Source organism: Coraliomargarita parva (assembly GCF_027257905.1).
Classification (GTDB): Bacteria; Verrucomicrobiota; Verrucomicrobiia; order Opitutales; family Coraliomargaritaceae; genus Coraliomargarita_A; species Coraliomargarita_A parva.
The window spans coordinates 330340-353886 of record NZ_JAPZEI010000004.1; the positions used below are offsets into that span (position 1 = coordinate 330340).

Sequence of the window (23547 nt, forward strand, 5' to 3'; positions counted from 1 at the left end):
AAACCGCTTTAATGGACGAATCAGAGCAAACGGGCCCAAAACCGAAATACCACCGCATCATTCTGAAATTGAGTGGTGAGGTACTGCGAAACGCCGAAGACGGCGAGCCAATCGACGCCAAAACACTGAAGTCGATCTGCGAAGAAGTCAAAAAGGTCTATGACATCGGCGTGCAAGTCGGCCTGGTCATCGGCGGTGGCAACATCTTCCGGGGCCTCAGCGGCGCGGAAATGCGTGGAGTGGATCGCACAACCGGCGACTACATGGGCATGCTGGCCACCGTCATCAACGGCCTCGCAATCCTGGACTGCCTGGAAAAGCTTGGTGTCACTGTACGCCTGCAAAGCGCCATCCCGATGGACAAGCTGGCCGAACCTTTCATCCTTCGCCGGGCGACCCGCCATCTGGAACGCGGCCGCGTCGTGATCTTCGCCGGCGGCACGGGGAACCCCTACTTCTCGACCGACACGACGGCCGCGCTGCGTGCCAGCGAAATCGGCGCCGACATGCTGATGAAGGCCACCAAGGTGGACGGCATCTACGACAAGGACCCGGCCAAGCATGACGATGCGGTCAAGTACGACAAGATCGCCTATATTGACGCACTGCGCGACCGGTTAAAGATCATGGACTCGACCGCCTTCTCCCTTTGCATGGAGAACAAGATGCCCATTCTGGTCTTCAGCATGCGTGAACCGGGCTCGATCTACCGCGCAGTGATGGGCGATGCCATCGGCACCCTGGTGGAATAATTCGTAACACTTTCTCGCTTAACGCACCTCAACCTCTCAACATTCGAAGCTATGGAACCTAAAGATATTCTCAAGAGCATGAACGACGACATGAAGAAGGCCGTCGATCATACCCTGCATGAATTCAGCAGCCTGCACACCGGCAAAGCCTCGCCCGGGATGCTCGACAGCGTCCGCGTCGAAGCCTACGGCAGCACCGTATCCCTCAAGGAAATCGCTGCGGTGACCACACCGGACGCCCGCACCATCATGGTTCAACCTTGGGACAAGAGTGTGATCCAGGACGTCGAAAAAGCGATCCGTAGTGCCAATCTGGGGTTCAACCCTCTGGTTGACGGTGGGATTCTCCGCGTGCCGGTTCCGGAACTGACCGGTGAACGCCGTCAGGAACTGGCCAAGACCGCCGGAAATATGGCCGAAGACGGCCGCGTGCGCGTGCGTCACGCGCGCCGCGATGCGCTGGACCTGTTCAAGGCTGCCCAGAAGGACGGACTCTCCGAAGATGATTTCAAACGCTACGAGAAGGACGTGCAAAAGGCTCACGACGACTACATCGCGGAAATCAACGAGCATCTCTCCAAGAAGGAAGCCGACCTCAAGAAGGTCTAGCCTTCGGGCAGCTACCAGTTCGCTTCCGCTTCCCAGTGACCATTTCACAGGGAACCGGCAACAGGAGCACTGAAAACCAGAACGAAGTGATTCCACTCGCGCAGTCGAAACGTATCGTCATCAAGCTAGGCACGGGCGTGTTGACCACAGGCATTGGCCAGCTCAACACGGAGCGCATCAGCCTGTTGGCCAGACAGGTCAATGAGCTGCGCAACCGCGGCATCGAAGTGGTTATCGTCAGCTCGGGTGCGGTGGGACTGGGCATGGGGAAGCTGGGCATCCAGAAGCGCCCCAAAGACCTTGCCATGCTTCAGGCCTGTGCCGCCATCGGACAAACCGTCCTGATGAACACCTGGCAAAAGTGCTTTGATCCCTACGGAGCGAATGTCGCCCAGATTCTTCTCACCCGTGAGGATATCCGCGCCCGCCACCGCCACAATGCCATCTTCAACACGGTCGAGCGGCTACTCGCAAATGCGACGGTTCCGATCGTCAACGAGAACGACACGGTCAGTGCCACCGAAATCAAGTTCGGCGACAACGACACCCTCTCGGCTCTCGTGGCCAGCGTGATCAACGCGGACCTGCTCTTCATCCTCTCCAACATCCCCGGCCTGATCGACAAGAAAGGCACCGGATTGGTGGTTCCCGTAGTCGAAAAAGTCACCCCGACCATTGAAGCGATGGCTGGAGGCACGGAGCAGCAAACGTCGGTCGGTGGCATGATCAGCAAGCTCTCCGCTGCGAAAATCGCCCAGAGGGCGGGCTGCGGGGTCGTCATCGGCAGCGGCAAGGACGAGCAGCTCTTCACCAAGATTCTCAACGGAGAACAAATCGCCACCTACTTCGTCCCCAGCGACGTGCCGGTCAAATCCCACAAGCGCTGGATCGCGATCCAGGACCATGTGGACGGCCAGCTGCATATCGACGCCGGAGCCACCGAAGCCATTCGGCGCTTTGGCAAAAGCCTGCTCAGCGCAGGCATCCTCCGCGGCGAAGGCGCCTTTGAGCTCGGAGATATTGTCAGCATCCACGATGCGAGTGGTAAATACTTTGCCCAAGGCCAGGTCGGCATGGACGCCGACACCCTACAGGATCTCCTCCAGAAAAAGGGCAAGACCCCGGCTTCAGTCGTGATCCACCGCAATCATCTGGTCCTGATCAACTGAGCCGTCTAGCCAATAAAGCGCTTGCCTCGGCAACCGGGCGACAGCAAGGTGCATAGCCATGCAATCGAAAGCACTCAGTTGGCTCCTCAATCTTCGCGTTCTCGCACGCGGACGGGGTCAATCGTAGCCAGCTTGTATTGCAGATTGGAAACGGAGGCCGATGACGCGGTCTCCGTTGGTAGCATGAGCAGGACATCTGTTTAGCGCGGAGCCGCCGGCCTGGCCTTTCCGTCCGCGCAAAAATGAAAGCCACCAACGCACCCGCATACGGAGAAATCAGGGGCATCGTCCTGATGCTGGCCTCGGTCTGCCTCTTCACCGCGACGTCCTTGCTGCTCAGCCACGCTCATCACGCTTACGAAATCAGCGGCTGGGTTGCTGCCTGCTACCGGGCAGCCGCCGGGCTGTCGATGATCTGGCTACTACAGGTCCGCACAGGGAGGCCTGCTATAGGTCGGATCTTCACCCGTCCCCTGCTCTTTGTCAGAGGTTTTGTCGGCGGTGCAACCATCCCGGCCTACTACATCTCGATCATGGAGCTCGGCCCCGGTCGGGCCGGACTGATAGCGGGCTCATGGCCCCTCTTTGCCGCCCTCTTCGCCGCGCTGCTCATCGGCGAATCCCTGAGCCGCAAGTACTTCATTTATATTGGACTCGCGCTCATAGGACTCGCTGCGGTTTTCGCCGCAAATGGGATCGGCATAGGCAACCCCGCCTACGATGGCCTCGCAATTGCAGGCGCGGCCGCCGGCGGCCTATGTGTCGTCATGATCCGGCACTTGCGCCATACCGAAAGCACAGGTACGATCTTTGCCTCCCAGTGCGTCTTCACTCTCCTGATCGGACTTCCGGTTGCCAGAGGCAGCCTGTGGATCGATGAACCGGTCGCACTCGGTCTGGTGGTCCTCGCATCGCTTTCGGTCGCCTTGGCCCAGCTTAGCCTGACCGAAGCGTTCCGCCATATCAGCGTGGCAAAAGGCTCCACCTTGCAAATGCTCACGCCAGCCCTTACCGTGCTCGGCAGCGCCCTGCTGCTGGGAGAGAATTTCAACGCCTACGAACTCGTCGGCGGCGCCTGCATCCTGCTCGCCAGCTATCAAATCGCGCTCGCAAAAGCCGCAAAATGACTCCGGCTCGGCCAGTTTTCCAGAGGGGGAATGCATCCTGCTAATCACTCCGCATGCAGAAAATCATCATCGACAGCGACTGGGGCAGCGATGTCCTTCAATTGACCAGTATCCTACTGGCACGTCCTGGCCAATACGAGGTCATCGGGGCCACCGTGACCTTCGGCAATGCCTCGCACGACCAGAACCTGGCCAATGCGGGAGCCCTCCTACGACTCCTCGGTGTCGACGGAAAAGTCCCCCGCTTTGCAGGCGCACGCGCCCCCTCCGGACAAATGGCTCCCCCCGAAGGGGACGGCGCCCACGGCTCCACCGGACTGGGTGAGATTATCCTGCCCCCGGCACAATCCGAACCTGACTCCAGGCCGGTCGTCGATTTCCTGATTGAAACCCTCGAAAAGGAGCCGGAAGGCTCGGTCACCTTGATCGCGACGGCCCCGCAGACAAACCTGGCCGAAGCCATCCGCCGCTCTCCACAGGTCATGCAACGCCTGAAGGAAATCCGAATCATGGGTGGCTGCACCCAGCCCATGCCGGGCTACCGGGTCGACAAGCACCTGAATCGCGTATCCGAAATACAAATACAGCGCTGCGGAAACATCACGGAATGGGCGGAATTCAACTTCCAGCAGGCGCCTGAAGATGCGGCCACCGTGCTCAAAAGCGGGATACCGGTAAGCCTCTTCCCAATGAACTGCACGCACCAGATGACCTTTACTCCGGAACGCGAAGCCCTCCTACACAGCACATTCGCCGACGAACCGGAACTTGCGGCCAAGCTCGTCCCCCTTCTTTCAATCCCGCGGGTCATTGACCGGCAGAAGTTCGATATCGACCCCACCTTGCACGACGTGCACACGACCCTGGCCATGGTGGCACCGGAGCTTTACCAGGCACGGCAGGGCAAGGTGACAATCGCAACCGATTCGGCCCTGGATAATTATGGCGAAACAAGTTTCTACCCGGATCCGGCCGGCGTCCACACCGTCTACGAGTCCATTCTGGATCCGGACGCTGCCTTTGTTTTGCTGCTTGAGGCATTGAAGCAAACCTTGAACCGCAACGAAGCCTTGGCCTGCGCTTCATAGCAGTGCGTATTCCGGGATTGCCTGGACGCCCGATTGCCCGTTAAAAATCCCGACATGGAGCAAGCGGAACCGCCCACTAGTGATCGCAAGCAGCCCCCGTCGCTTCCGGAAAAGGAGAAGTGGTACTTCCAGAAAGCTTACCTGCTCCTGATCCTGGGCAGTATCGGACCACTCGGCCTTCCAGTGGTCTGGTTGCACCCGAGCATGAGGCGGACTTGGAAATGCGTCATAACAGTCGGGGTGCTGGTTCTGACCTGGCTGCTGATTCTTCTACTGCTCCTCTCCGTTCGGCTACTTCAGGAGGCATGGCAGGACCTGCGACTGCTGCTGGATCATTAAGTGTGAATTCCCAAACCACGCTGCGGTTCCAGAGAAACCGTGCGCCCCAAAATCGTGCACATCCCTGCTTTGATACAAAGCCTCATAAGCATAGCTAAATAATTCGACACCCAAGCCGCTATTTTACAGGCTTCTGAGGCGAATAACGCCTTTTATTACCTTCGTTTTATCTAATTCAAGGATCGACCAGAATTAGTCGCGTTTATACAAGATTGTTTCCATTATGGAAGCGATTCTCATCCTCCTGTTCGCATTGGGGTACTTGGCAATTACTCTCGAACATCCATTGCACTTGGATAAAACCGTACCGGCTTTGGCCATGGCTGTCATTCTTTGGGCAATTCTTGGATGCGGCTTCTGCAAAGGCATCTTCACCCTCATCGATGTGGATGGAATTGTCTTCAGCGTGGATAGCAGCCCGGAGGCCATGGATCAATTCCACACCTTGATTCTGCATCACCTGGGAAGCACGGCGGAGATCCTGATCTTCCTGATCGGAGCGATGACAATCATTGAGATCATCGACTTACACCAGGGCTTTGTCATTCTAAGGAACGCGATTCAGACGCGAAGCAAGACCAAGATCCTCTGGATCTCGGGAAGCATCGCCTTCGTCCTCTCGTCCGTTATCGATAACCTCACGGCCACCATCATTCTCGTCACCTTGCTCCGGAAACTGATACCGGAACGCCAGGAACGCCTCTGGTTCTGTTGCCTCGTAGTGATCGCGGCGAATGCAGGCGGAGCCTGGTCGCCCATTGGGGACGTCACCACAACCATGCTCTGGATTGGGAACAAGGTAACGGGTTCAATGCTGGTCGAGCACATCGTGCTGCCCTCGCTCGCATGCTTTGTGATTCCTTATGCCATCGCGACCTTTCTGCCCCCTTTCCGGGGACAACTCACGGAGGAAACCGAAGCGGACGATTCATCCGAGCCACTGCTAAGCAGCCGCACCATGCTCTGGCTCGGCTTGGGCGCGATTGTCTTCGTCCCGATCTTCAAGGCCGTCACCCACCTGCCTCCCTACATGGGGATCATGCTGGGCCTGGCCGTGGTCTGGGCCGTCTCGGAAAGCATCCACCCGGAAACGGATTTCAAACAAGCCCGTCGCCACCTCTACTCCTCAAACCGCGCCCTGTCCAAAATCGAGATGTCCAGCATTCTCTTTTTCTGGGGCATCCTCATGGCGGTGGGGGCGCTGGAATCCATGGTCTATGGGAGCCTGAACGGTGAGCCCATGGGTACCTTGAGATACCTGGCGGAAAGCATGCAGACGATCCTCCCGAACCAGAACCTCGTAATCATCCTGCTTGGAGCATTTTCCTCGGTCGTGGACAATGTGCCGCTGGTCGCCGCCTCCATGGGCATGTATCAAGCCCCGGTCGACGCGGACATCTGGCACTTTATCGCCTTTTCCGCCGGAACGGGCGGCAGCCTGCTGATCATTGGATCCGCATCAGGCGTCGCCGCGATGGGCTTGGAGAAAATCGATTTCATCTGGTATCTCAAACGGATTACCTGGCTGGCACTCATCGGCTTCCTCTCCGGGGCCGGGGTCTTTCTTCTTAGCGTACAATGGATGCCGCACAATTGACCCGCCCCTGAGATCACTGATTAAAAAGGGAGTGCAGCCGACAGCTTGTCTTCGGTCGTGAAACACACGCCGCAACGATTCATGAAGGTCGTTCCGGCCTGGTTCAAAGGTAAGGGCTTACCATTGAAGTCTGTCGCATACGCACCCGCTTCAGCATAGATGCAGCTGGTCGCCGCATAATCCCAAATCGAACCGCCACCGGAGACTGATTTCGGCAGCTTGTAATACACAGCAGGGCCGTCCTCCAGAACCCGGCAGACATTGGACACGGCCCCTCCCCCGATCCGCAGCTCCACACCACGATAACCGAAACGCCGGGCCATGGCTTCCATGGCCCGGCTTCGAGACTCGCGATCGGCTGAGTCCGCAAACCCACAGTCGCAATAGACCTTAAGCAGTTCGCCGGAATTGGAGTATGAGTCCCTCGACCACGGAAGGCCATCAACGGCGAGGCCCTGGCCTCTAACTGCACGATAGAGCCTGCCATGCACCGGATCATAGACCACTCCGACTTCAGCACGCCCGTTTTGACTGACCAGGGCGATGGCCACCGCATAACCGGGAATGCCCCGGGTAAACGGTAGCGTTCCATCAAGCGGATCGATACACCAATAATAATCCTTCTCAAACCGGCTGCCGTCGTCCGTACGTTCTTCCGTCAATAAAGCCAGATCGTGCGCTTCGAAGCTAGGCGCCAGAACCTGAAGGATCCTCTCCTGACTGCGTTCGTCGACCTCAGTGACAAGCTGTGATGCGAGACTGTCGCCCCCGTCTTTCCGCTGGACGGTGAAGCCGCCTGCAGCCGATTCCAAGATCAAGGCTCCGGCGCTGTGGGCGGCCTCGCAGGCCAGGTCCGCCAACGCACTCAATTCGACCGGACTCAACTGCATCGATCTGCCTCCAATGTAGTCAGGACTGAGCGGGCCAGACGCTCACTATAGCTATGGATCTTCCAATGACCGGGACTCCAGCCTTTAAGGAAACGATGAAAATCCGTCCAAGCCACCGGGTACAAGGCCCGCCAATCCGCTTCCAACGCGTCCGTATCGACACATTTGCCAGAGATCGCCAAAGCTTCGCGAAGCTTCACAAAATAAAAATCCAACAAGGCTTCCTCCGCGTCGGCACACTCGTCTTCACTCAAGCAGCTACCGATAAAGTAGGCGACATCCTTCATCCCGCAGCCACCACCGACATATTGGAAATCAACTGCGGCGACTGATGATCCGTCCTCCGAGAAACAGAAATTGGCCAGCTTGGCATCACCATGCACCAGCGTTTGATAGGGACTGGCTTTCAGTTTTGAATCGATCGCTCCAGCCGCGCGACAGAGTAAAGGGTCTTCGCCGGCCAGCACCTTCAATTCATCGGGCCGGGTCTCCAGATGCCAATAGGTCCCACTCGGCCAAAGCCCCGTCGGGACTTTGCCCAGGAAACTCGCATGAAAATAAGCCAGCCAGCTCAGGCAGGCCTCCAACTCAAAATCACTTACCCGCGACTTCCGGACAGGGTAACCCGCCGCATCCAAATCCTCCAGAACGATGACGACCTCGTCACCCTTCCTGACGACTGCCAGACAATGCGGCACCCGGCAAGTTTCACCACAACAGTTCGCATAATCGCGGTACCAAACCGTCTCCACCTCATAGGAATGAAGTTTCCGCTGATGTGAGATATCCGTATTCCACCCTCGAGGATGCGCCGTGCTCTCCGGAGGTGAAACATGCTTAACGATCACCGAAGTTTGCGTCGCACCCTCCAGGCCATATCGCAGAATCGCCCCATAGCCACTCCACAGACTCTGAATCACACCGACCTCTTCCAGCCGGTGAGCTCCGCTGGCCTTTCGCAGTATATTTTCAATCTCCCCCTTGATCATCAGAGAGCCGCAGCATGCGTAAAGCAAAGCACATGTCAAAGCCGCTCGAATGATCCATTCAACGGCTGAGGTTATGTTTCAATTGGCAGCTCCTCCGCGATACATTCCCTCGAAGCCAAAATAGACACCGGTGAGATCAAAACCGAACGCACCGCATGGATGAGAGCCCTGGGGATGCACGACCGCTTCGAATCTCACACAGAGCTAGGCTTTCTTCACCACCGAGCACTTCAGCTTCATTCCCCCAAAACCGGGAATCTTACAATCGATGTCGTGGTCGCCGCCGCAGAGTCGGATATTCTTCACCTTGGTGCCGACCTTGAGGACATTCGAGGAACCCCCGACCTTGAGATCCTTGATCACTGTAACGGTATCACCGTCTTCTAAAGGCGTGCCAAAGGCATCCCGATATTGGGGCTCGTCGGCTACGGGTTCCGGAACTGAATCCCCGGCCGTAAATTCATGCCCACAATCCGGGCAGACAAAGACGCTGCCGTCTTCATAGGTGTATTCTGACTCACATTTTGGACAATTCGGGATCTTGGACATTTTGAAATGAACGGGGATGAGGAGAGACAAGGCAAGCCAGTAGAAACATTTAACTTACAACACTGTTATTTAGAACCGTTAATGGACATGAATGAACGTTGATTTGCATGGAGCTGCAGATGATAAATTGGTGCCAGCACAGTTCATCATCTCGATGATCAATATAAAGATATGAGTCAGTGCATCAAAAAACCATTCACGATTCCGACTCGACGAAGCTTGCACAAAAAGAAAGCCTTGTCCTTTAACCGGCAGCGGCAAGTCTCAGCCCATGGCAGACATCGGCAAATTCAACGAGCTGACCATCGTCGAGGTGGTGGACCACGGGCTTTACCTCGACGGTGAAAACCTCGGCAACATTCTTCTCCCCCAGCGCTACGTCACCTACCAGATGAAGGTCGGCGACAAGGTGAACGTCTTTATCTACAACGATTCCGAAGACCGCCTCGTCGCAACCACCGAAACCCCGGCCGCCCAAGTCGGCGAGTTTGCCTACCTCGAAGTGGTCGGCATCCGCCGTAACGTCGGTGCCTTTCTCGACTGGGGCCTAAGCAAAGACCTGCTCCTCCCCTACCGCGAGCAGGGCAACTTGTCCCTCAAGGAAGGCGACGGTGTCATCGTCGCAATCTATGTAGACGAGTACACGAACCGTATCGTCGCTTCCGCCCGTCTACACCGCCACCTCCAGGAAGATAAGCCGTCGTACCAACCGAACGATCCGGTCGAGGTCCTGATCTACGGCGACTCCCCGCTCGGGTATAAAGCCATCGTCGACAAGAAATTCCGCGGGCTGCTCTACCATTCCGAAACCTCCGATACGCTGGAGGAAGGCGACCAGTTTACCGGCTATGTGAAACGTGTGCGCTCCGGCGGCAAAATCGACCTGCGCCGCGACCCTGCCGGCTACAAACGGGTCGGCTCCCTGGCCGAACAGATCCAGGAGCAACTGGAAGAAGCCGGAGGCCGCCTGCCCTTCAACGACAAGAGCAGTCCCGAATCGATACGGGAAACCTTCAACTGCTCCAAGAAAGCCTTCAAACAAGCCATCGGTGCCCTCTACAAGCAACGTGTCATCTTGATTACCGAAGACGGGATCGAACTCGTCGAAACCGACTGACCTAAACCGCTTGGAAGCGACGTGCTGCCTCACTTCGCGGTCATCACAACGATATCAGCTTTGGTCGACTCGACGATAGCCACAAGTTCCTCGATCTCCTGTTTTGCCACCTCATGGGCCAACAGGACCTCCTTGAAGATGAGTACCATACGGTCCCATTCCTTCTCATTGATGTTCAGATGGGCATGCGCGTCTTTCATACTACGCCCCTCGTACGTACAGGGTCCTCCCGTTGCCTGGCAGACCATTGCCGTGACATGATACTTCAGGTACGGAGGCGGCACCCTTTTACGCGCTTCGGCAATCGCTGGATTTGCATTCAGTAAGGGGTCGTCGTTGACCACGTCGATAAAGTCATTAACGACAACCGAGATGGGGGCCAATCCGCCGAGTCGCTCATAGAGCGAGGGGGCGGCAACAGGTTCAACTGCACGCACAGGGGAACTGACAAGCAGAGCCACCAATACTGCAGCGCGAAGGGTGTTCGCGAGAACTTTCATGGGGTAGTTGGGTTAGGGGTAGGTAGTATAGAAAAGGATGTCGCACATCTGTGCAAAACCTCATCAGTAGGATACTCGATTAGGCTCAAAAAACAAGACGTATCCATCGGTCCGCCCGCCCCGGTTCCGCGAAGTACGCACAGCAATGCAGCGATTTGACCTCGCCTGCCCCTCATCCGGCACTATGATCGTAGGCACATGACCATCTGGAATAAGCTCAAGGAATTCTTCGAAGACGAAGAAGCAGAATTTGTCTTCAAGGATGAGTGGGTCGCTTACATGGAAAACAACCTTCCCCTTTACCGGAAGCTGCCGGATATCCTGCGACTAGAGCTTCAGCGAAAGATCGGACAATTTGTGCGCACCACATTTTTCGAAGGCTGCAACGGTCTGGAACTGGATGACGAAATGATTCTCACCGTTGCGGCACAAGCTTGTATTCTGGCGCTCAAACAGGAAGGTCCGCCCTTCCCTCAACTGAAAACCGTCCTGCTCTACCCCACCGCCTTCACCTCCATCGCGGAAACCGCAGGCCCCGGCGGCACGGTCATCGAGCGCGAAGTCAAATGTCTGGGAGAATCCTGGGAAAACGGTACAGTCATCCTCGCCTGGGACTCCGTCCGGAATGGCGCCCGAAACATCTTCGATGGCCACAATGTCACCTTCCACGAATTCGCGCACCAGCTCGATTCACTCGACGGCGACACCGACGGCGTGCCGCTCCTCCCCGACGAAGCGGCCTATCAAACCTGGGCCAATGTCCTGGCGGAGCACTGCGAGGTGCTCTTCGACGAAATTCGACGCGGCAAGAAAAGCCTGCTCGATCCCTACGGCGCAACCAACCCCGGCGAGTACTTCGCCGTCGCCACCGAGACCTTCTTCGAGAAACCCAGACAGCTCAAAAAGAAACAACCCGGCCTCTATGAAGAGCTCCAGAACTTCTACAAGCTCGATCCCGCCAGCTGGTTCTAGCTGCGCCGACGCCCGCCCCTGGAGCTACCTTGCACATTACGTCCACCGCGGCCCGGACGACGTCCTCCGCCACGACGCGGACCACCTTGGCGATTCCCGCCCGGCCGGTTACCGCCTCCCTGCGGGGGCTTCTTGACCGGACGATTGCTGAGGTGCAGGTCCATCGCCGCCTGATCGTGGTAGTCGTGCCCCGAATCAACCGGCACCGATTGTGAAATCAGTTTCTCGACCTGGCGCAGCAGGGCCACTTCATCCCCCGAACAGAAGCTGACGGCATGACCACTGGCACCCGCCCGGGCAGTACGGCCGATACGGTGCACGTAGGCATCCGCCTCCATCGGCAAGTCGAAGTTCACCACCAGGGTGATGTTCTTCACGTCGATACCACGCGCCGCCACATCGGTGGCGACGAGGATGTCGATCTCGCCACGACGATAGGACTCGAGCGTCTTCTCGCGGGCCGACTGCGACTTATTGCCGTGAATCGAGTCCGCCCGCAGTCCCTGAGCGTTCAGCTTGCGGGCAAGGTTCTTCGCACCGTGTTTGGTACGGGTAAAAATCAGGCTCAACTCGCCGGATCGCTGGTCCAAACGACGGTGCATCATCTCCATGACCAGATGCTGCTTGGCCTTCTGGTCGATAAAGCATACCGACTGGTCGACCTTTTCGGCCGTCGTACCCTGCGGAGCAATCCGGATCTCTTCCGGCTGGTGCAACATCGCCTGGGCAAGCTCGGTGATCGCCGGAGCCATCGTAGCGGAGAACAACAGTGTGTGACGCTGCTTCGGTAGTTGTTTCTCGATCTTCCGGATGTCGCGAATAAAACCCATGTCCAGCATGCGGTCCGCTTCGTCCAGGATGAAGGTCTCGACCTGCGAGAGGTCGACATGCCCCTGATCCATCAGATCGAGCAAGCGCCCCGGACAAGCGACCAGCACGTCCAGTCCTTGAAAGAGCATCTTGATCTGCGGCTTCTCGGAAACACCGCCGTAAACCATCCCCGAGCGGAATTGAACGTATTTGCCATACACCGCAAAGCTCTCGGCCACCTGGCCGGCCAGCTCACGCGTGGGTGTCAGCACGAGGTGACGCACCCCCCGGCGGAAGGTACGGCGTGGACGCTCCGCGATACCGTGCAGAACCGGCAGCGCGAAGGCCGCAGTCTTGCCGGTGCCGGTCTGCGCACAGGCCAGCAGGTCCTGCCCGCGCAGCAAGACGGGAATCGCCTTTGCCTGGATCGGCGACGGCGTGGTATAGCCCTTATCGGCAAGGGCACGATGGATGGATGCGGACAGCGGGAGCTGTTCGAAACTGAGTTCGCTCATAGTCTGATGACGCCTTCGAATGGGTGTCGCAACGGGCGCCGCGTTCTCGATGATCTTCTATTTTTGATGCCTAAGACAATCGCTCATCGATAACAGACCGCGTCAGGTGAATGCATTCGCGCATTCATGAATGCCTGCCTTAACGACAGCTTTTCCCGTAACAAGCAAGGATTATTTTCCGTAGGGGCTTCCCTCCAGCGACCCGTTAAGCCTCAGGCGCACCCTCGTCCGATTCACCATAAGTCTCAAGGGTATAGACAAAAAGGTCTTCCACTTTCTTACGCGCCCAAGGTGTTTTCCGCAGGAATTTGAGGCTCGATTTCACCGACGGATCATGGGTGAAACAGCGGATCGGGATCATCTCGCCCAGCTCGTCCCATCCATAATAATCGGCCAGGCTCGAGACGATCACTTCGAGGGTGTATCCATGGAGCGGATTGTTGGGCTGGGACTGCGGCATATCTCGACCACTCTCCCCCACTCCCTGCGCTCCTTCAAGTCACAAAGGCGCCATCTGGGCCACTCCCAGATTTAGCGATTCTTATTAATCGCAACAGAACCGAAAATACATCGCCAAGCACGATGCCATGTGTAGCTTGAAACCATCGAGCTAACCGCGAGTGGTTTCATCCATTCGGCTCTACTACTCACTTACAGCCCGGCTTTCGATCGACTACCATTATTCGAAAGCCGGGCTTGTTTTTGCCTGAGTGGCAATAGGCTGGGGATCCCGTAGACGATTCACGTTCGCTTCAAATGAACTCCGGAATCCCTAAAACCGGTCATCGACGTGACCGTCGATGCTTCTACATCACAGGACTTCCGTGTAGCATGCGACGTCAGCCGGATGATGCCGTATGCCTGTATTATTCACATGACATCCCGTAACGGCTTCGCTGGTTCCATCATGAGCTTGTCGAGTGCCCGCACGATAAATCGGAAAATTCACGTATCCTCCTAGCTCCCTCGACAAACAGCACGTCATCTTGACCACCGAAAAGGCATCGAACTGGTGGAAACGGAAGAGACATAACCGCGGAGCCCGCAGAGAACGCAGTGCCTTACACCAAGCGGTTGAAGGCATGACGTGGTCCGGCTGAGCCGATAACCGGATATAAGCGGTATAAGAACAGTCGTAATTCTGTGCTTAATGTATAACGCGCACCCCAAAGGTTTGCATCAACACAGATGAAGACAGATCCATAGATTCTACGTTCGTTCCCGGTTAAACCTCGGGGAGGTTGCTGTGCGAGCCATCACAAAAAGGCTTGTTCCCGCTGTGCTTGCACTGACAGAGCGCCACCTTCTTCTTTTCAGCGAGAGAGAACTTCATCGGGGCAAAATCGGTTCCCTTGTGCGACCCGTCGCACATCGGTTGCTGCGATGAAAGGCCGCAAGCGCACCACCAGTAATCTCCTGGTTCAAGTTCTATTACGGCCGGTTGTTTGAATGCGATTTTAGGTAATTTCATTTTTCTCGAGTGGTAGTGGTTATGTACTTCGCCTAGTAGCTCCTAAATTTCACGAAGCAATTTAGTCATCGCCTGAGTCATTTGCAAACGTGAGCAGACAGAATCGATCCCCCTCCCCGAATCAGTGATTGACCGAATCGCACAAAGTCCAGCCACCGCTGGCTTGCCTCGAGAAAATCGGTGTTTCGAGGAAAAACATCAAATCAAAGTTGACTAACCAGTAAGTTTACATTCCGTAATCACTATGACACGTGCATTACAGACCCGCGCCAAGATCCTCGAATGCGCCTATGACCTGTTCTACCGGCAGGGCTACCAGGCTACGACCGTGGATCAGGTGATTGGCATCACGGGCCTGTCTAAACCCACGGTCTACAAGAACTTCCCCTCCAAAGAGGTGCTCGCCGTAGCCTACCTCAATGAGAGAAAGGCCCGGGAAATGGGCCAGCTTCGCGAGGTACTGGCCGCAGAGAAGGATCCCCGAGAACGCTTCCTGGGAATCATGCGATTTATTCGCGATGCGATTCCTGAGGGCAATTTCCGAGGATGCGGCTTCTTCAACATGACTGCGGAAATACCGGATCGCAGTCACCCCGTCACACGCGTTGCGCTCAGTTTCGTGAACGAATTCCGGGGAGTCATCCGCGAAGTCACTGAAGACGTCAAACAGTCCGTCCCGTCATGCGCCGATATCGATGTCGACGAGATCAGCGAGCAATACTACGTCATCTGCTGCGGCGCCATCATGGCCTGTCAGGAGCTGCACCGCATCGCCCCGGCCGACGTCGCGATCGCTCAAATTCAGCGTCTCCTGCCTGCTGGCTAAAAATTTCCCAAAAATCTTACTAACTAGTAAGTTTACTAACCCCCAAACCACACAGATCATGAAAACTACCGAACAAACTACCGAAGAGATCCGAAACGGCGTGAATGTCACAGCCCTGCGCGAGACCATCGAAGCCGTGAAATCCGACCCCGAACTCGCCGACTTTAAGTTCCGGGCATCCAACGCCTGGGAGGACGGCAGCCGCAACCTCGCCACTGTCCGTGATTTCCACGGTACCAAAGCGGACCACATGCACAAGGATGAGCTGCATGTCCGGATGGACGAGCCTCCCGTGCTTCTGGGCCAGGACACCGGTCTCAATCCTGTCGAAGTGCTCCTGTCAGCGCTGTCCGGCTGCATGACCACGACCCTCGCCTATTACTCGGCAAATCTCGGACTCGAGCTCGAGAGCGTGAAGTCAGAATATGAGGGCGACATCGACCTCAAGGGATTCCTCGGGATCGATCCCAATATCCGAAAAGGTTACAAGGAGATTCGCGTGAAGTTCCGCGTCAAGGGCAACGCCACCGAAGAACAGGTAATGGACATTGTCCGCTGCTCTCCGGTCTTCGACGCCATCTCGAACCCCGTGCCGATCAAGATCGAAATCGTCAAGGAATAGCCCAAGTTTCCTCACAACAAGCCCGCGGCCCGGTTCGTCCAATGCGGACCGGATCCCGCGGGCTTTCAGGTTGCCGGATGGAGTCTTTGAGTTCGTTGAAAAGTTCTGTGTCCATAGGATGTCGATTCATTCCGTCATCCGGCAGAGCCGGAGACCGCTTATGGACACTAATATACGCTTATCCTGTTCCAGCGTTGTCAGATAAGCGTCCAATTAGCGTAGATGAGCGGTGAAAAATCACCGTCGTGATCGCTCTGCATCCGCTCCCATCCGCGTAAATCCGTGGCTCAAGAATTCAAACCTTTAGACTCATTTCTTCCGGTTATAGGCCGCTGGTGCTTCGGCGCATTCGAGCACTTGCTCGGGATATTTGGTGGCCACGCGCATGAGCACTTTGGCACTGGGGGGCGGTTGACGCCTGCCCTGCTCCCAGCCGCGAACGGTACCGACGGGTGTATCAAGCAGCTTGGCAAAGGCTTCCTGCGTCAGGCCGAGCTTCATCCGGGCGTGGGTCACTTCATTCTCCGGATTGACCACGCGCACGCGGGACGGCGACAACTCGCCCTTCTCGATCGCTTTCATTTGCCGGATGGAGTCTTTGAGGTCGTTAAAAAGTTCTGTATCCATAAAATGCCTCCTTACTCGCCTTCGATCAGATCCCGAAGAATCTTGAGTTCAGCTTTGCTTAAATTGTCCTGCTTGTTCTTGGGATAGGCTAGGAGAAAGAAAATAACCTCCGGAGTGCTTCGGTAGTAGATGACTCGAAAGCCACCACTCTTACCACCACCCTTGCGGGCCAAGCGTATCTTTCTCAGTCCCCCGCTTCCGGGTATCAAATCACCCTTGTTCGGGTTCTCTAAAAGTTCCTGTTGTAATTGCCTCAGCTCTGCATCCGTGAAAAGCCCACCGCTGGCTTGCTTCGTGAAAATCGGTGTTTCGATGAAAAGCATCAACCCCTAGACTACGTCATTAGCGCAGCTCGTCAAGACCTACTTCAATGACGCACCTGCGCAATACTACAGGAATTACGGAATGACCTGATGCTATTCTCCTACATGACCTAAATATCCTCCCGCTCAATAGACAAACGCGATATAAGCATTTTACCATTACCACTGGGCACCCGAACTTCTTTAGACTCGAGCCGGTATTCCTTACTGCCGTATTGTATTTGGGCTCTATAGTTTTAAGGAACTTCTCAATAGCACGTGAATCCTCAAGGTAGGCATTCGTGCTATTTTCATCGATTCTACATATCGACTTAGAATCAGGCGTAAAATACTTCAGATCTCTTTTACGTATCGCATGCATACGCCCCTTCAGATCCGGAGCATAAAAATTCCTAAGATATACCTGCGAGATATAGTGATCTAAAGCCATTCAGCTATTAACAGCTACCCCTCATCAATCAGCTTCTTCAACAGCTGATCCAGCATGGCCGGGTTGGCTTTACCTTTGGTGGCTTTCATGACCGGACCCTTCAATGCGTTGATGGCTTTTTCGTTGCCGTCCTTGTATTGGCCGACGGCTTTCGGGTTGCCGGCGATGGCTTCACGGCAGAGGGCTTCGATTTCGCCGGTGTCGTTGCTTTGCTTGAGGCCTTTCTTCTCGACGATGGCGTCGGGCATTTCGCCGCTGGCAAACATGTCGGTAAAGACTTCCTTGGCGATCTGCTTGGAGATGGTGCCGTCCTCGATGATCTTGACGAGGGTGCCGATGTGGGCGGGCGTGAGCTTGCACTGGCTGACGCTGAGCGCCTGCTCGCCATGCTCGGAGCCGGCGGAGAGCTCGCGGAGGAGGTCGTTGGCCACGTAGTTAGCGATGGCCTTGGGCGAGTTGTGGGTCTTGAGGGCTTCCTCGAAGAACTCGCTCAGCTCGCGGTTCGGGCAGAGCACGGAGGTGACGGTGTAAGGCAGGTTGAATGCCTCCTCGAAGCGGCGCTGCTTGTCGAAGGGACGCTCGGGCAAGGCGGCCTTGAGCTCGTCGACACGGGCGCGGTCCATCTGCACCGGCATGAGGTCGGGGTCCGGGAAATAGCGGTAGTCGTGGGCCTCTTCCTTGCTGCGCAGGGAGAAGCTTTCGGCCTTGTTGACGTCCCATCGGCGGGTTTCCTGCACGACCTTCTCCCCGGCTTCGAGGATGTCGGTCTGGCGCTCGATCTCGTATTCGATGGCTGCCTTGACGTTGGAGATGGAGTTGAGGTTCTTCATCTCGGTGCGGGTACCGAGCTTGTCGGAGCCCTTCGGCTTGAGCGAGACGTTGGCGTCGCAACGGAGCTGGCCCTTTTCCATATCGCAGTCGGAAATGCCGGCGTAGATGATGAGGTTGCGGAGGGCGTTGAGGAAAGCGACGGCCTCGTCGGAGGTCGACATGTCGGGCTCGGTCACGATCTCGGCCAGCGGCACGCCGGCGCGGTTGAAGTCGATCACGGTGTCGAAGGACTCATGCGTCAGCTTGCCGGGGTCTTCTTCGAGGTGGATGCGGTTGAGCTTCACCCAGCGGTGCGGCCCGGCGGCGTTGCGGGAGGCATCGGCCAGCTCGATCTCGATTTCACCCCCGATGCAGAGCGGTTGCTCGTTCTGGGTGAGCTGGTAGTTCTTGGGCGAGTCCGGATAGAAGTAGTTCTTGCGGTCCCACTTGCAGACATCGGCGATCTCGCAGCCGAGCATGAGCCCGAGCGAGGCGCACTTCTCGATGGCTGCGTAGTTCAGCACCGGCAACGTGCCCGGCAGGCCCAGCACGACGGCGTCGGTCAGGGTGTTGGGCTCGGCCCCGTATTCGTAGGGCGCGGCGGTGAACATCTTCGTGCGGGTTTTGATCTGCACGTGAATTTCAAGTCCGATGACGGCGTCAAATTCCATGATATAAAGTGGCTTTAAGATTTTAACCGCAGAGTTCGGAGAACGCGGAGAGGAAAAGGAGGATTAAGGTTCGGAGTGATTGTTGACGACTCGGCGTATGCCATCTTTGAGAAGCGGCACGTTGAAATTAATGAGATAGCCGAGCGTGCTGCCGGAGCGTTTTAAGTAAGTCAGCAATTGGGCGAGATGGATATTGTTGAGTTCGTCTACCACCTTCAGTTCGAGAATGATCTGGTCACTCAACTCATTCATAACTCTGCGTCCTCAGTGATCTCTGCGGTTAACAAACGACGTCGTTACAGCTTCGGGGTTTGCTTGTAGTAGTCATGCGCTTTTTCAAACGCATTCGCGATGGCGAACATGTCGGCTTCGCCGAAGGCTTTGCCGATGACTTGCAGGCCGATGGGCAGGCCGGTCGAGGTGAAACCGCTCGGCACGGAAAGCGCGGGCAGACCGGCGAGATTGACCGAGATGGTGTAGATGTCGCTCAGATACATGGCGAGCGGGTCGTCCGAGCGCTCGCCTTGCTTGAAGGCGGGCGTCGGCGAGGTCGGCGTCAGGATGGCGTCGACGGTCTCAAAGGCCTTTTCGAAGTCGCCGAGGATGAGGCGGCGGATCTTCTGGGCACGCAGGTAGTAGGCGTCGTAGTAACCGGAGCTGAGCACGTAGGTGCCCAGGATGATCCGGCGCTTGACCTCGTCGCCGAAACCTTCGCCGCGGCTCTTGGTGAAGAGCGTGAGTGCGTTGTCGGACTCCTTGCTGCGGTGGCTATAGCGGACGCCATCGAAGCGGGCGAGATTGGACGAAGCTTCCGCGGTCGCGACGATGTAGTAAACCGGCACGGCCAGATCTGAGTGCGGCAGGGAAATATCGACGATCTCGCAGCCCTGCGACTTGTACCAGTCGATGGCTTGCTCGATGTTGGCCTTGATTTCGGGGTCGAGACCTTCGCCGAAGAACTCGCGCGGCACACCGAGTTTCCACGGGCCCTTCTTGGTCTTCAACGCGCCGACATAATCGGTGTCGCCCTGCGGCGCGATGGAAGTCGAATCCTTCGGGTCCTGCCCCAGCATGCTTTGCATCAGCAGCGCGGCATCCTCCACCGTACGGGCGAAAGGTCCAACCTGATCGAGCGAGGACGCGAAGGCGACCAGACCGTAGCGGGAGACCAGACCGTAGGTCGGCTTCATCCCCACCACCCCACAGAGTGCGGCGGGCTGACGGATGGAACCGCCGGTGTCCGTGCCGAGTGTCGCGATGGCCTCGCCGGCAGCCAAGGCCGCGGCGCTCCCGCCGGAAGAACCGCCGGGGATGGTTTCGAGGTTCCAAGGATTGGAAGTGGTTTGGTAGGCCGAGTTCTCCGTCGAGGAACCCATGGCAAATTCGTCCATATTGAGACGGCCCCAGATAACGGCACCGGCCTCGCGCAGCTTGGTCACGCAGGTCGCGTCGAAGGGCGAGACGTAGTACTCCAGCATCTTCGAGGCACAGCGCAGCGGCTGGTCCTGCACGGCGAGTACGTCCTTGATGCCGACCGGAATCCCGTCGAGCGGCCCCAGAGCCTGGCCCGCTGCACGGCGTTCGTCCGAAGCCTTGGCCTGCGCCAGCGCGTCCTCGGCATCGTAGCTGATGAAGGCCTTGACCTGGCCGTCGACAGCCGAGGTGCGGTCAATCACCGCTTGTGTGATGGCAACGGATGTGGTTTCACCAGCCGCCAGCGCGGCGGACAGTTCGGTGATGGATTTGAAATGAAGATCAGACATTGGGAAATTGATTTTTTAAACCACGGATGGACACAGATTCACACGGATCAAATTGGATGTTCCGGCATCAGTGTTCATCCGTGTTTATCTGTGGTTCAACAACTACTCGACGACCTTGGGCACGACGACCTGGTTGTCGCGGGACTCCGGAGCCATCTTGGTGAGGACCTCGGGGCTGTAGGTCGGGCCGGGTTCGTCGCCTTCGCGCCAGACGTTGAAGACCGGATGGGCGTGCGCCATCGGTTCGACGCCGGAAACGTCCACCGCATTGAGCTTGTCGAAATAGCCGAGGATATCATCGAGCTGCTGGCCAAGTCGGGCCTTTTCCTCGTCGGTCAGTTCGATGCGGGCCAAGTTGGCCACATAGTCGATATCGATGTGTGGTGTCTCGCTCATAGTGGTATCGAATTAAAAAACTATTTCCGGATCTGGTAGTCCGTCTTGTCAGAGATCATCTTCTGAATCTGCTCGAAGGCTGCATTGACTTCCTTGTCCTTCAGGGTGCGGTCAGCGGCACGGAAGATCATCGAGAGCGCAAGGCTCTTCTTGCCCTCCGGCAGGCCGGTGCCTTCGTAGACGTCGAAGATGCGGACGCTTTCGCAATCGAAGCCCTGGGTTGCCTTCTTGGCAAACTTGGCGACTTCCTTTTCCACATCGCCGGCCAGGACGGATTGATCGACGATCAAAGCGAGATCCTTGGCGGATGCGGGCTGGTTGCTGATACCGCTGTGGCGGCCGCGCTTGGCCTTCCGCTCGAAGAACTTCGGCGTCATCAGGATCGAACCGGCGATAACCGGCGTGGTCAAATCCCAGCGCTCCTTCAATGTCGCGACATTGAGCAGGCCGGCGGTCGCCTGGAAGCCCATCTTGGCGAACTCCCCTGCTTCCGCTGCGTGTCCGGGTTGCCAGAGCTTGCAGTCTTCAATCGGCTTAAAACTGAGTTTGCTCGCGGCGGTGCCGGCGATTTCGAGGATCTCCCCTGCCAGTGTTTTTGCCGTGTAGAAGTCGGCGACTTCACGCTGACGCCATTCGCGGCTGATTTGATCCGCGACGATGACAAAGCTGACCGATATGAGCTCCATCATTTGGCCTTTCACTTCACGGTATACGTGGCCACGCTCGAAGAAACGCGTCGCACCCGTCGCGCGGGCCGCATTGAGCTTCAATACGTCAAGCAGACCGGGAATGAGCGATGGACGCAGGTGGCTTTGGTCACTTTGCAGCGGGTTGTCCAGAGCAAGCACCTTATGGCTTTCCTCCCCGAAGAAGAACTTCGTCTCCTCGGGATCACGCAGTGAGTAGAGGAAGGCTTCGTTGAAGTTCTGGCCGGTCAGGTAGTTGGCCACGGCTTCGTTGACGGTATAGATGCGGTGATCGCTGTCGTTGATCCCACGGGCCACCACGTCGGACTCGGGGATTTTTTCGGTGCCGTAAACGCGGATGAATTCTTCGATCAAATCCACCTCACGCTCGAGATCGCCGCGATAGGAAGGAATGACGACGTCCCAACGCACTGAGCCATCAGCCTCGTCGTGAATAGAGATTGTCAGACCAAGCGATTCGAGCACGGATTGAATAGCTTCATCACTGACCTCGAAACCGATGAACTTACGAACGCGCCCCGGAGAAAGCGCCACTTCGGAAATCGTGGGGGGCTCGGTGCCCTCCTCGATCATGTTGCCATCGACGGTGCCGCCGGCCACTTCGAGAATCAGGTCGACCGCGCGCAAGGATGCGTAGGTGACACCCTTCGGATCGACGCCACGCTCGAAGCGATAGGAGCTATCAGAAGACAAGCCCAGTTGACGAGAGGTGGCACGCACCGAAGTCGGTGCAAAGTATGCAGCTTCCAGCACGATATCAGTGGTACCTCCGTCGACCTCGGCATCAAGCGAACCCATGACACCGGCCACAACAAGCGGACGCTCGGCATCGGCGATGACAGCCATATCAGCAGTGAGCGTGCGCTCCACTTCGTCGAGGGTGGTGATTTTCTCAGCTTCGCCTGCCATGCGGACGACGAGTTTGCCCCCCTTGATTTTTGCCGCATCAAATGCGTGGAGCGGCTGGCAGGTCTCGTGCAGGACGTAGTTGGTCACGTCGACCACATTGTTGATCGAGCGCTGACCGGTCGCCTCGATGGCATCCTTGAGCCATTTGGGGCTCGGACCGATTTTGACCCCCTTGATGCACATGGCGGTGTAGTGCGGACAGACATCGGACGCCTCCACCTCGACAGCAGAAATCAGCGCTTCGCCGGAGCCGGCGTTTTCCGTGCTGGCCTTGACCTCCGGGTATTTCACTTCGAGCCCGAACTTGGCCGCGAGTTCGCGGGCCACACCAATATGACTGAGCACATCGACACGGTTCGGTGTAATTTCCAAATCGAAGACAGTGTCGCCATCCTTGTAGAGATCGTTGAGCGGTGTGCCCAAGGCGATCTCCCGGTCGAGAATCATGATACCGTCGTGGTCCTGACCGATCTGCAGCTCCTTGGCCGAGCACATCATGCCGGCCGACGGCTGGCCGCGCAGCTTGGATGCCTTGATCTTGAAATCGCCGGGCAGCACGGCGCCGGGCAGTGCGACCATGACCTTGTCGCCCTGATTGAAGTTCTTGGCACCACAGACGATATCGTGGACTTCGCCCTCCTTGCCGGTGGACACCTTGCAGCAACGCAAGCGGTCCGCATCCGGATGTTGAATATACTCGAGTACTTGACCGACCACCACGTTGTTGAGCTGGGGCGGTCCGAGTTTTTCGTATTCCTCGATATCGAAGCCAAGGAGCGGCAGCACTTCAGCCAGCACGTCCGGCGAATGCTCGACGGGATCGAGATCGATATAGTTTTTAAGCCAATTGTAGGAAATTTTCATTTCGGGATGTTTATGGAACCACGAATGGACACTAATAAACACGAATACTTATGTAACGTGTGTGATCCATTGGTGTGCATTCGTGTGAATTCGTGGTTTCTAAAA

25 protein-coding genes and 1 pseudogene are annotated in these 23547 nt (G+C 56.8%); 11 read left to right on the top strand and 15 right to left on the bottom strand.

Annotated features, from left to right (window positions below; genetic code table 11):
* Positions 1-11: 11 nt before the first annotated feature.
* The 7 genes from pyrH (at position 12) to nhaD (ending at position 6681) form a co-directional block, all read left to right on the top strand.
* Positions 12-752, top strand: coding sequence for a UMP kinase (pyrH, locus tag O2597_RS07775; RefSeq protein ID WP_269523780.1), 741 nt, complete (start codon positions 12-14; stop codon positions 750-752).
* A 51-nt stretch (positions 753-803) separates the two neighbouring features.
* Positions 804-1361, top strand: a complete 558-nt coding sequence (frr, locus tag O2597_RS07780; protein WP_269523781.1) for a ribosome recycling factor — start codon at positions 804-806, stop codon at positions 1359-1361.
* 86 nt (positions 1362-1447) lie between these two features.
* Entirely contained in the window at positions 1448-2530 is a 1083-nt protein-coding gene (proB, locus tag O2597_RS07785; RefSeq protein ID WP_269523783.1) for a glutamate 5-kinase, read from the top strand.
* 242 nt (positions 2531-2772) lie between these two features.
* On the top strand, positions 2773-3657 hold the full coding sequence (locus tag O2597_RS07790; protein ID WP_269523784.1) for a DMT family transporter: 885 nt from the start codon (positions 2773-2775) through the stop codon (positions 3655-3657).
* A gap of 53 nt (positions 3658-3710) precedes the next feature.
* Complete coding sequence (locus O2597_RS07795) at positions 3711-4745, top strand: nucleoside hydrolase (protein WP_269523785.1); 1035 nt, start codon at positions 3711-3713, stop codon at positions 4743-4745.
* A 54-nt stretch (positions 4746-4799) separates the two neighbouring features.
* Complete coding sequence (locus O2597_RS07800; RefSeq protein WP_269523787.1) at positions 4800-5084, top strand: hypothetical protein; 285 nt, start codon at positions 4800-4802, stop codon at positions 5082-5084.
* A gap of 223 nt (positions 5085-5307) precedes the next feature.
* On the top strand, positions 5308-6681 hold the full coding sequence (gene nhaD / locus O2597_RS07805; protein WP_269523789.1) for a sodium:proton antiporter NhaD: 1374 nt from the start codon (positions 5308-5310) through the stop codon (positions 6679-6681).
* 20 nt (positions 6682-6701) lie between these two features.
* Here nhaD and O2597_RS07810 read toward each other — a convergent pair whose 3' ends face one another.
* From O2597_RS07810 to O2597_RS07820, 3 genes are all read right to left on the bottom strand, one after another.
* The gene (locus O2597_RS07810) at positions 6702-7571 is read right to left on the bottom strand and encodes a 3'(2'),5'-bisphosphate nucleotidase CysQ family protein (protein WP_269523791.1); all 870 of its coding nucleotides are present in this window, start codon (positions 7569-7571) and stop codon (positions 6702-6704) included.
* Positions 7562-8560 carry a phosphotransferase gene (locus tag O2597_RS07815; protein WP_345783004.1) on the bottom strand — a complete coding sequence of 333 codons (999 nt, stop codon included), beginning with the start codon at positions 8558-8560 and terminating at the stop codon, positions 7562-7564. The genes O2597_RS07810 and O2597_RS07815 overlap by 10 nt, the downstream gene beginning before the upstream one ends.
* A 204-nt stretch (positions 8561-8764) precedes the next feature.
* Complete coding sequence (locus O2597_RS07820; RefSeq protein ID WP_269523794.1) at positions 8765-9109, bottom strand: zinc ribbon domain-containing protein YjdM; 345 nt, start codon at positions 9107-9109, stop codon at positions 8765-8767.
* Positions 9110-9380: 271 nt separating this feature from the next.
* Here O2597_RS07820 and O2597_RS07825 point away from each other — a divergent pair, with 271 nt between their 5' ends.
* On the top strand, positions 9381-10226 hold the full coding sequence (locus tag O2597_RS07825; protein ID WP_269523796.1) for a CvfB family protein: 846 nt from the start codon (positions 9381-9383) through the stop codon (positions 10224-10226).
* 29 nt (positions 10227-10255) lie between these two features.
* On the opposite strand, the gene O2597_RS07830 is transcribed toward O2597_RS07825, so the two are convergent.
* A complete protein-coding gene (locus O2597_RS07830; protein WP_269523797.1) occupies positions 10256-10726 on the bottom strand; it encodes a group I truncated hemoglobin in 471 nt (156 codons plus the stop codon).
* A gap of 198 nt (positions 10727-10924) precedes the next feature.
* Here O2597_RS07830 and O2597_RS07835 point away from each other — a divergent pair, with 198 nt between their 5' ends.
* Complete coding sequence (locus tag O2597_RS07835; protein WP_269523798.1) at positions 10925-11698, top strand: M90 family metallopeptidase; 774 nt, start codon at positions 10925-10927, stop codon at positions 11696-11698.
* On the opposite strand, the gene O2597_RS07840 is transcribed toward O2597_RS07835, so the two are convergent.
* The 4 genes and pseudogenes from O2597_RS07840 to O2597_RS18735 all read right to left on the bottom strand — a co-directional run.
* Complete coding sequence (locus O2597_RS07840; protein WP_269523799.1) at positions 11695-13023, bottom strand: DEAD/DEAH box helicase; 1329 nt, start codon at positions 13021-13023, stop codon at positions 11695-11697. The two genes, O2597_RS07835 and O2597_RS07840, sit on opposite strands and share 4 nt — an antisense overlap.
* 205 nt (positions 13024-13228) lie before the next feature.
* Positions 13229-13483: a VF530 family protein gene (locus tag O2597_RS07845; RefSeq protein ID WP_269523801.1), complete on the bottom strand. Its 255-nt coding sequence runs from the start codon at positions 13481-13483 to the stop codon at positions 13229-13231.
* Between the two features lie 765 nt (positions 13484-14248).
* Complete coding sequence (locus O2597_RS18730) at positions 14249-14356, bottom strand: CDGSH iron-sulfur domain-containing protein (RefSeq protein WP_269523802.1); 108 nt, start codon at positions 14354-14356, stop codon at positions 14249-14251.
* 30 nt (positions 14357-14386) lie between these two features.
* A pseudogene (locus O2597_RS18735) lies at positions 14387-14494 on the bottom strand (CDGSH iron-sulfur domain-containing protein); the annotation flags it as partial.
* Positions 14495-14738: 244 nt separating this feature from the next.
* Between O2597_RS18735 and O2597_RS07855 the strand changes: the two are divergent.
* Both O2597_RS07855 and O2597_RS07860 read left to right on the top strand, forming a co-directional pair.
* Positions 14739-15320 carry a TetR/AcrR family transcriptional regulator gene (locus O2597_RS07855; protein WP_269523803.1) on the top strand — a complete coding sequence of 194 codons (582 nt, stop codon included), beginning with the start codon at positions 14739-14741 and terminating at the stop codon, positions 15318-15320.
* Between the two features lie 58 nt (positions 15321-15378).
* Positions 15379-15942, top strand: coding sequence for an OsmC family protein (locus O2597_RS07860; protein ID WP_269523805.1), 564 nt, complete (start codon positions 15379-15381; stop codon positions 15940-15942).
* Between the two features lie 309 nt (positions 15943-16251).
* On the opposite strand, the gene O2597_RS07865 is transcribed toward O2597_RS07860, so the two are convergent.
* From O2597_RS07865 to pheT, 7 genes are all read right to left on the bottom strand, one after another.
* Positions 16252-16569, bottom strand: coding sequence for a helix-turn-helix domain-containing protein (locus O2597_RS07865; RefSeq protein WP_269523806.1), 318 nt, complete (start codon positions 16567-16569; stop codon positions 16252-16254).
* Between the two features lie 11 nt (positions 16570-16580).
* Positions 16581-16892, bottom strand: coding sequence for a type II toxin-antitoxin system RelE/ParE family toxin (locus O2597_RS07870; RefSeq protein WP_269523807.1), 312 nt, complete (start codon positions 16890-16892; stop codon positions 16581-16583).
* Positions 16893-17336: 444 nt separating this feature from the next.
* The gene (gene gatB, locus O2597_RS07875) at positions 17337-18803 is read right to left on the bottom strand and encodes an Asp-tRNA(Asn)/Glu-tRNA(Gln) amidotransferase subunit GatB (protein WP_269523808.1); all 1467 of its coding nucleotides are present in this window, start codon (positions 18801-18803) and stop codon (positions 17337-17339) included.
* 63 nt (positions 18804-18866) lie between these two features.
* A complete protein-coding gene (locus O2597_RS07880) occupies positions 18867-19055 on the bottom strand; it encodes a GxxExxY protein (RefSeq protein ID WP_269523810.1) in 189 nt (62 codons plus the stop codon).
* 44 nt (positions 19056-19099) lie between these two features.
* Positions 19100-20566 carry an Asp-tRNA(Asn)/Glu-tRNA(Gln) amidotransferase subunit GatA gene (gene gatA / locus O2597_RS07885; RefSeq protein ID WP_269523811.1) on the bottom strand — a complete coding sequence of 489 codons (1467 nt, stop codon included), beginning with the start codon at positions 20564-20566 and terminating at the stop codon, positions 19100-19102.
* Between the two features lie 102 nt (positions 20567-20668).
* Entirely contained in the window at positions 20669-20962 is a 294-nt protein-coding gene (gatC, locus tag O2597_RS07890) for an Asp-tRNA(Asn)/Glu-tRNA(Gln) amidotransferase subunit GatC (RefSeq protein ID WP_269523812.1), read from the bottom strand.
* 20 nt (positions 20963-20982) lie between these two features.
* The gene (gene pheT, locus O2597_RS07895; RefSeq protein ID WP_269523814.1) at positions 20983-23442 is read right to left on the bottom strand and encodes a phenylalanine--tRNA ligase subunit beta; all 2460 of its coding nucleotides are present in this window, start codon (positions 23440-23442) and stop codon (positions 20983-20985) included.
* Positions 23443-23547 lie beyond the last annotated feature (105 nt).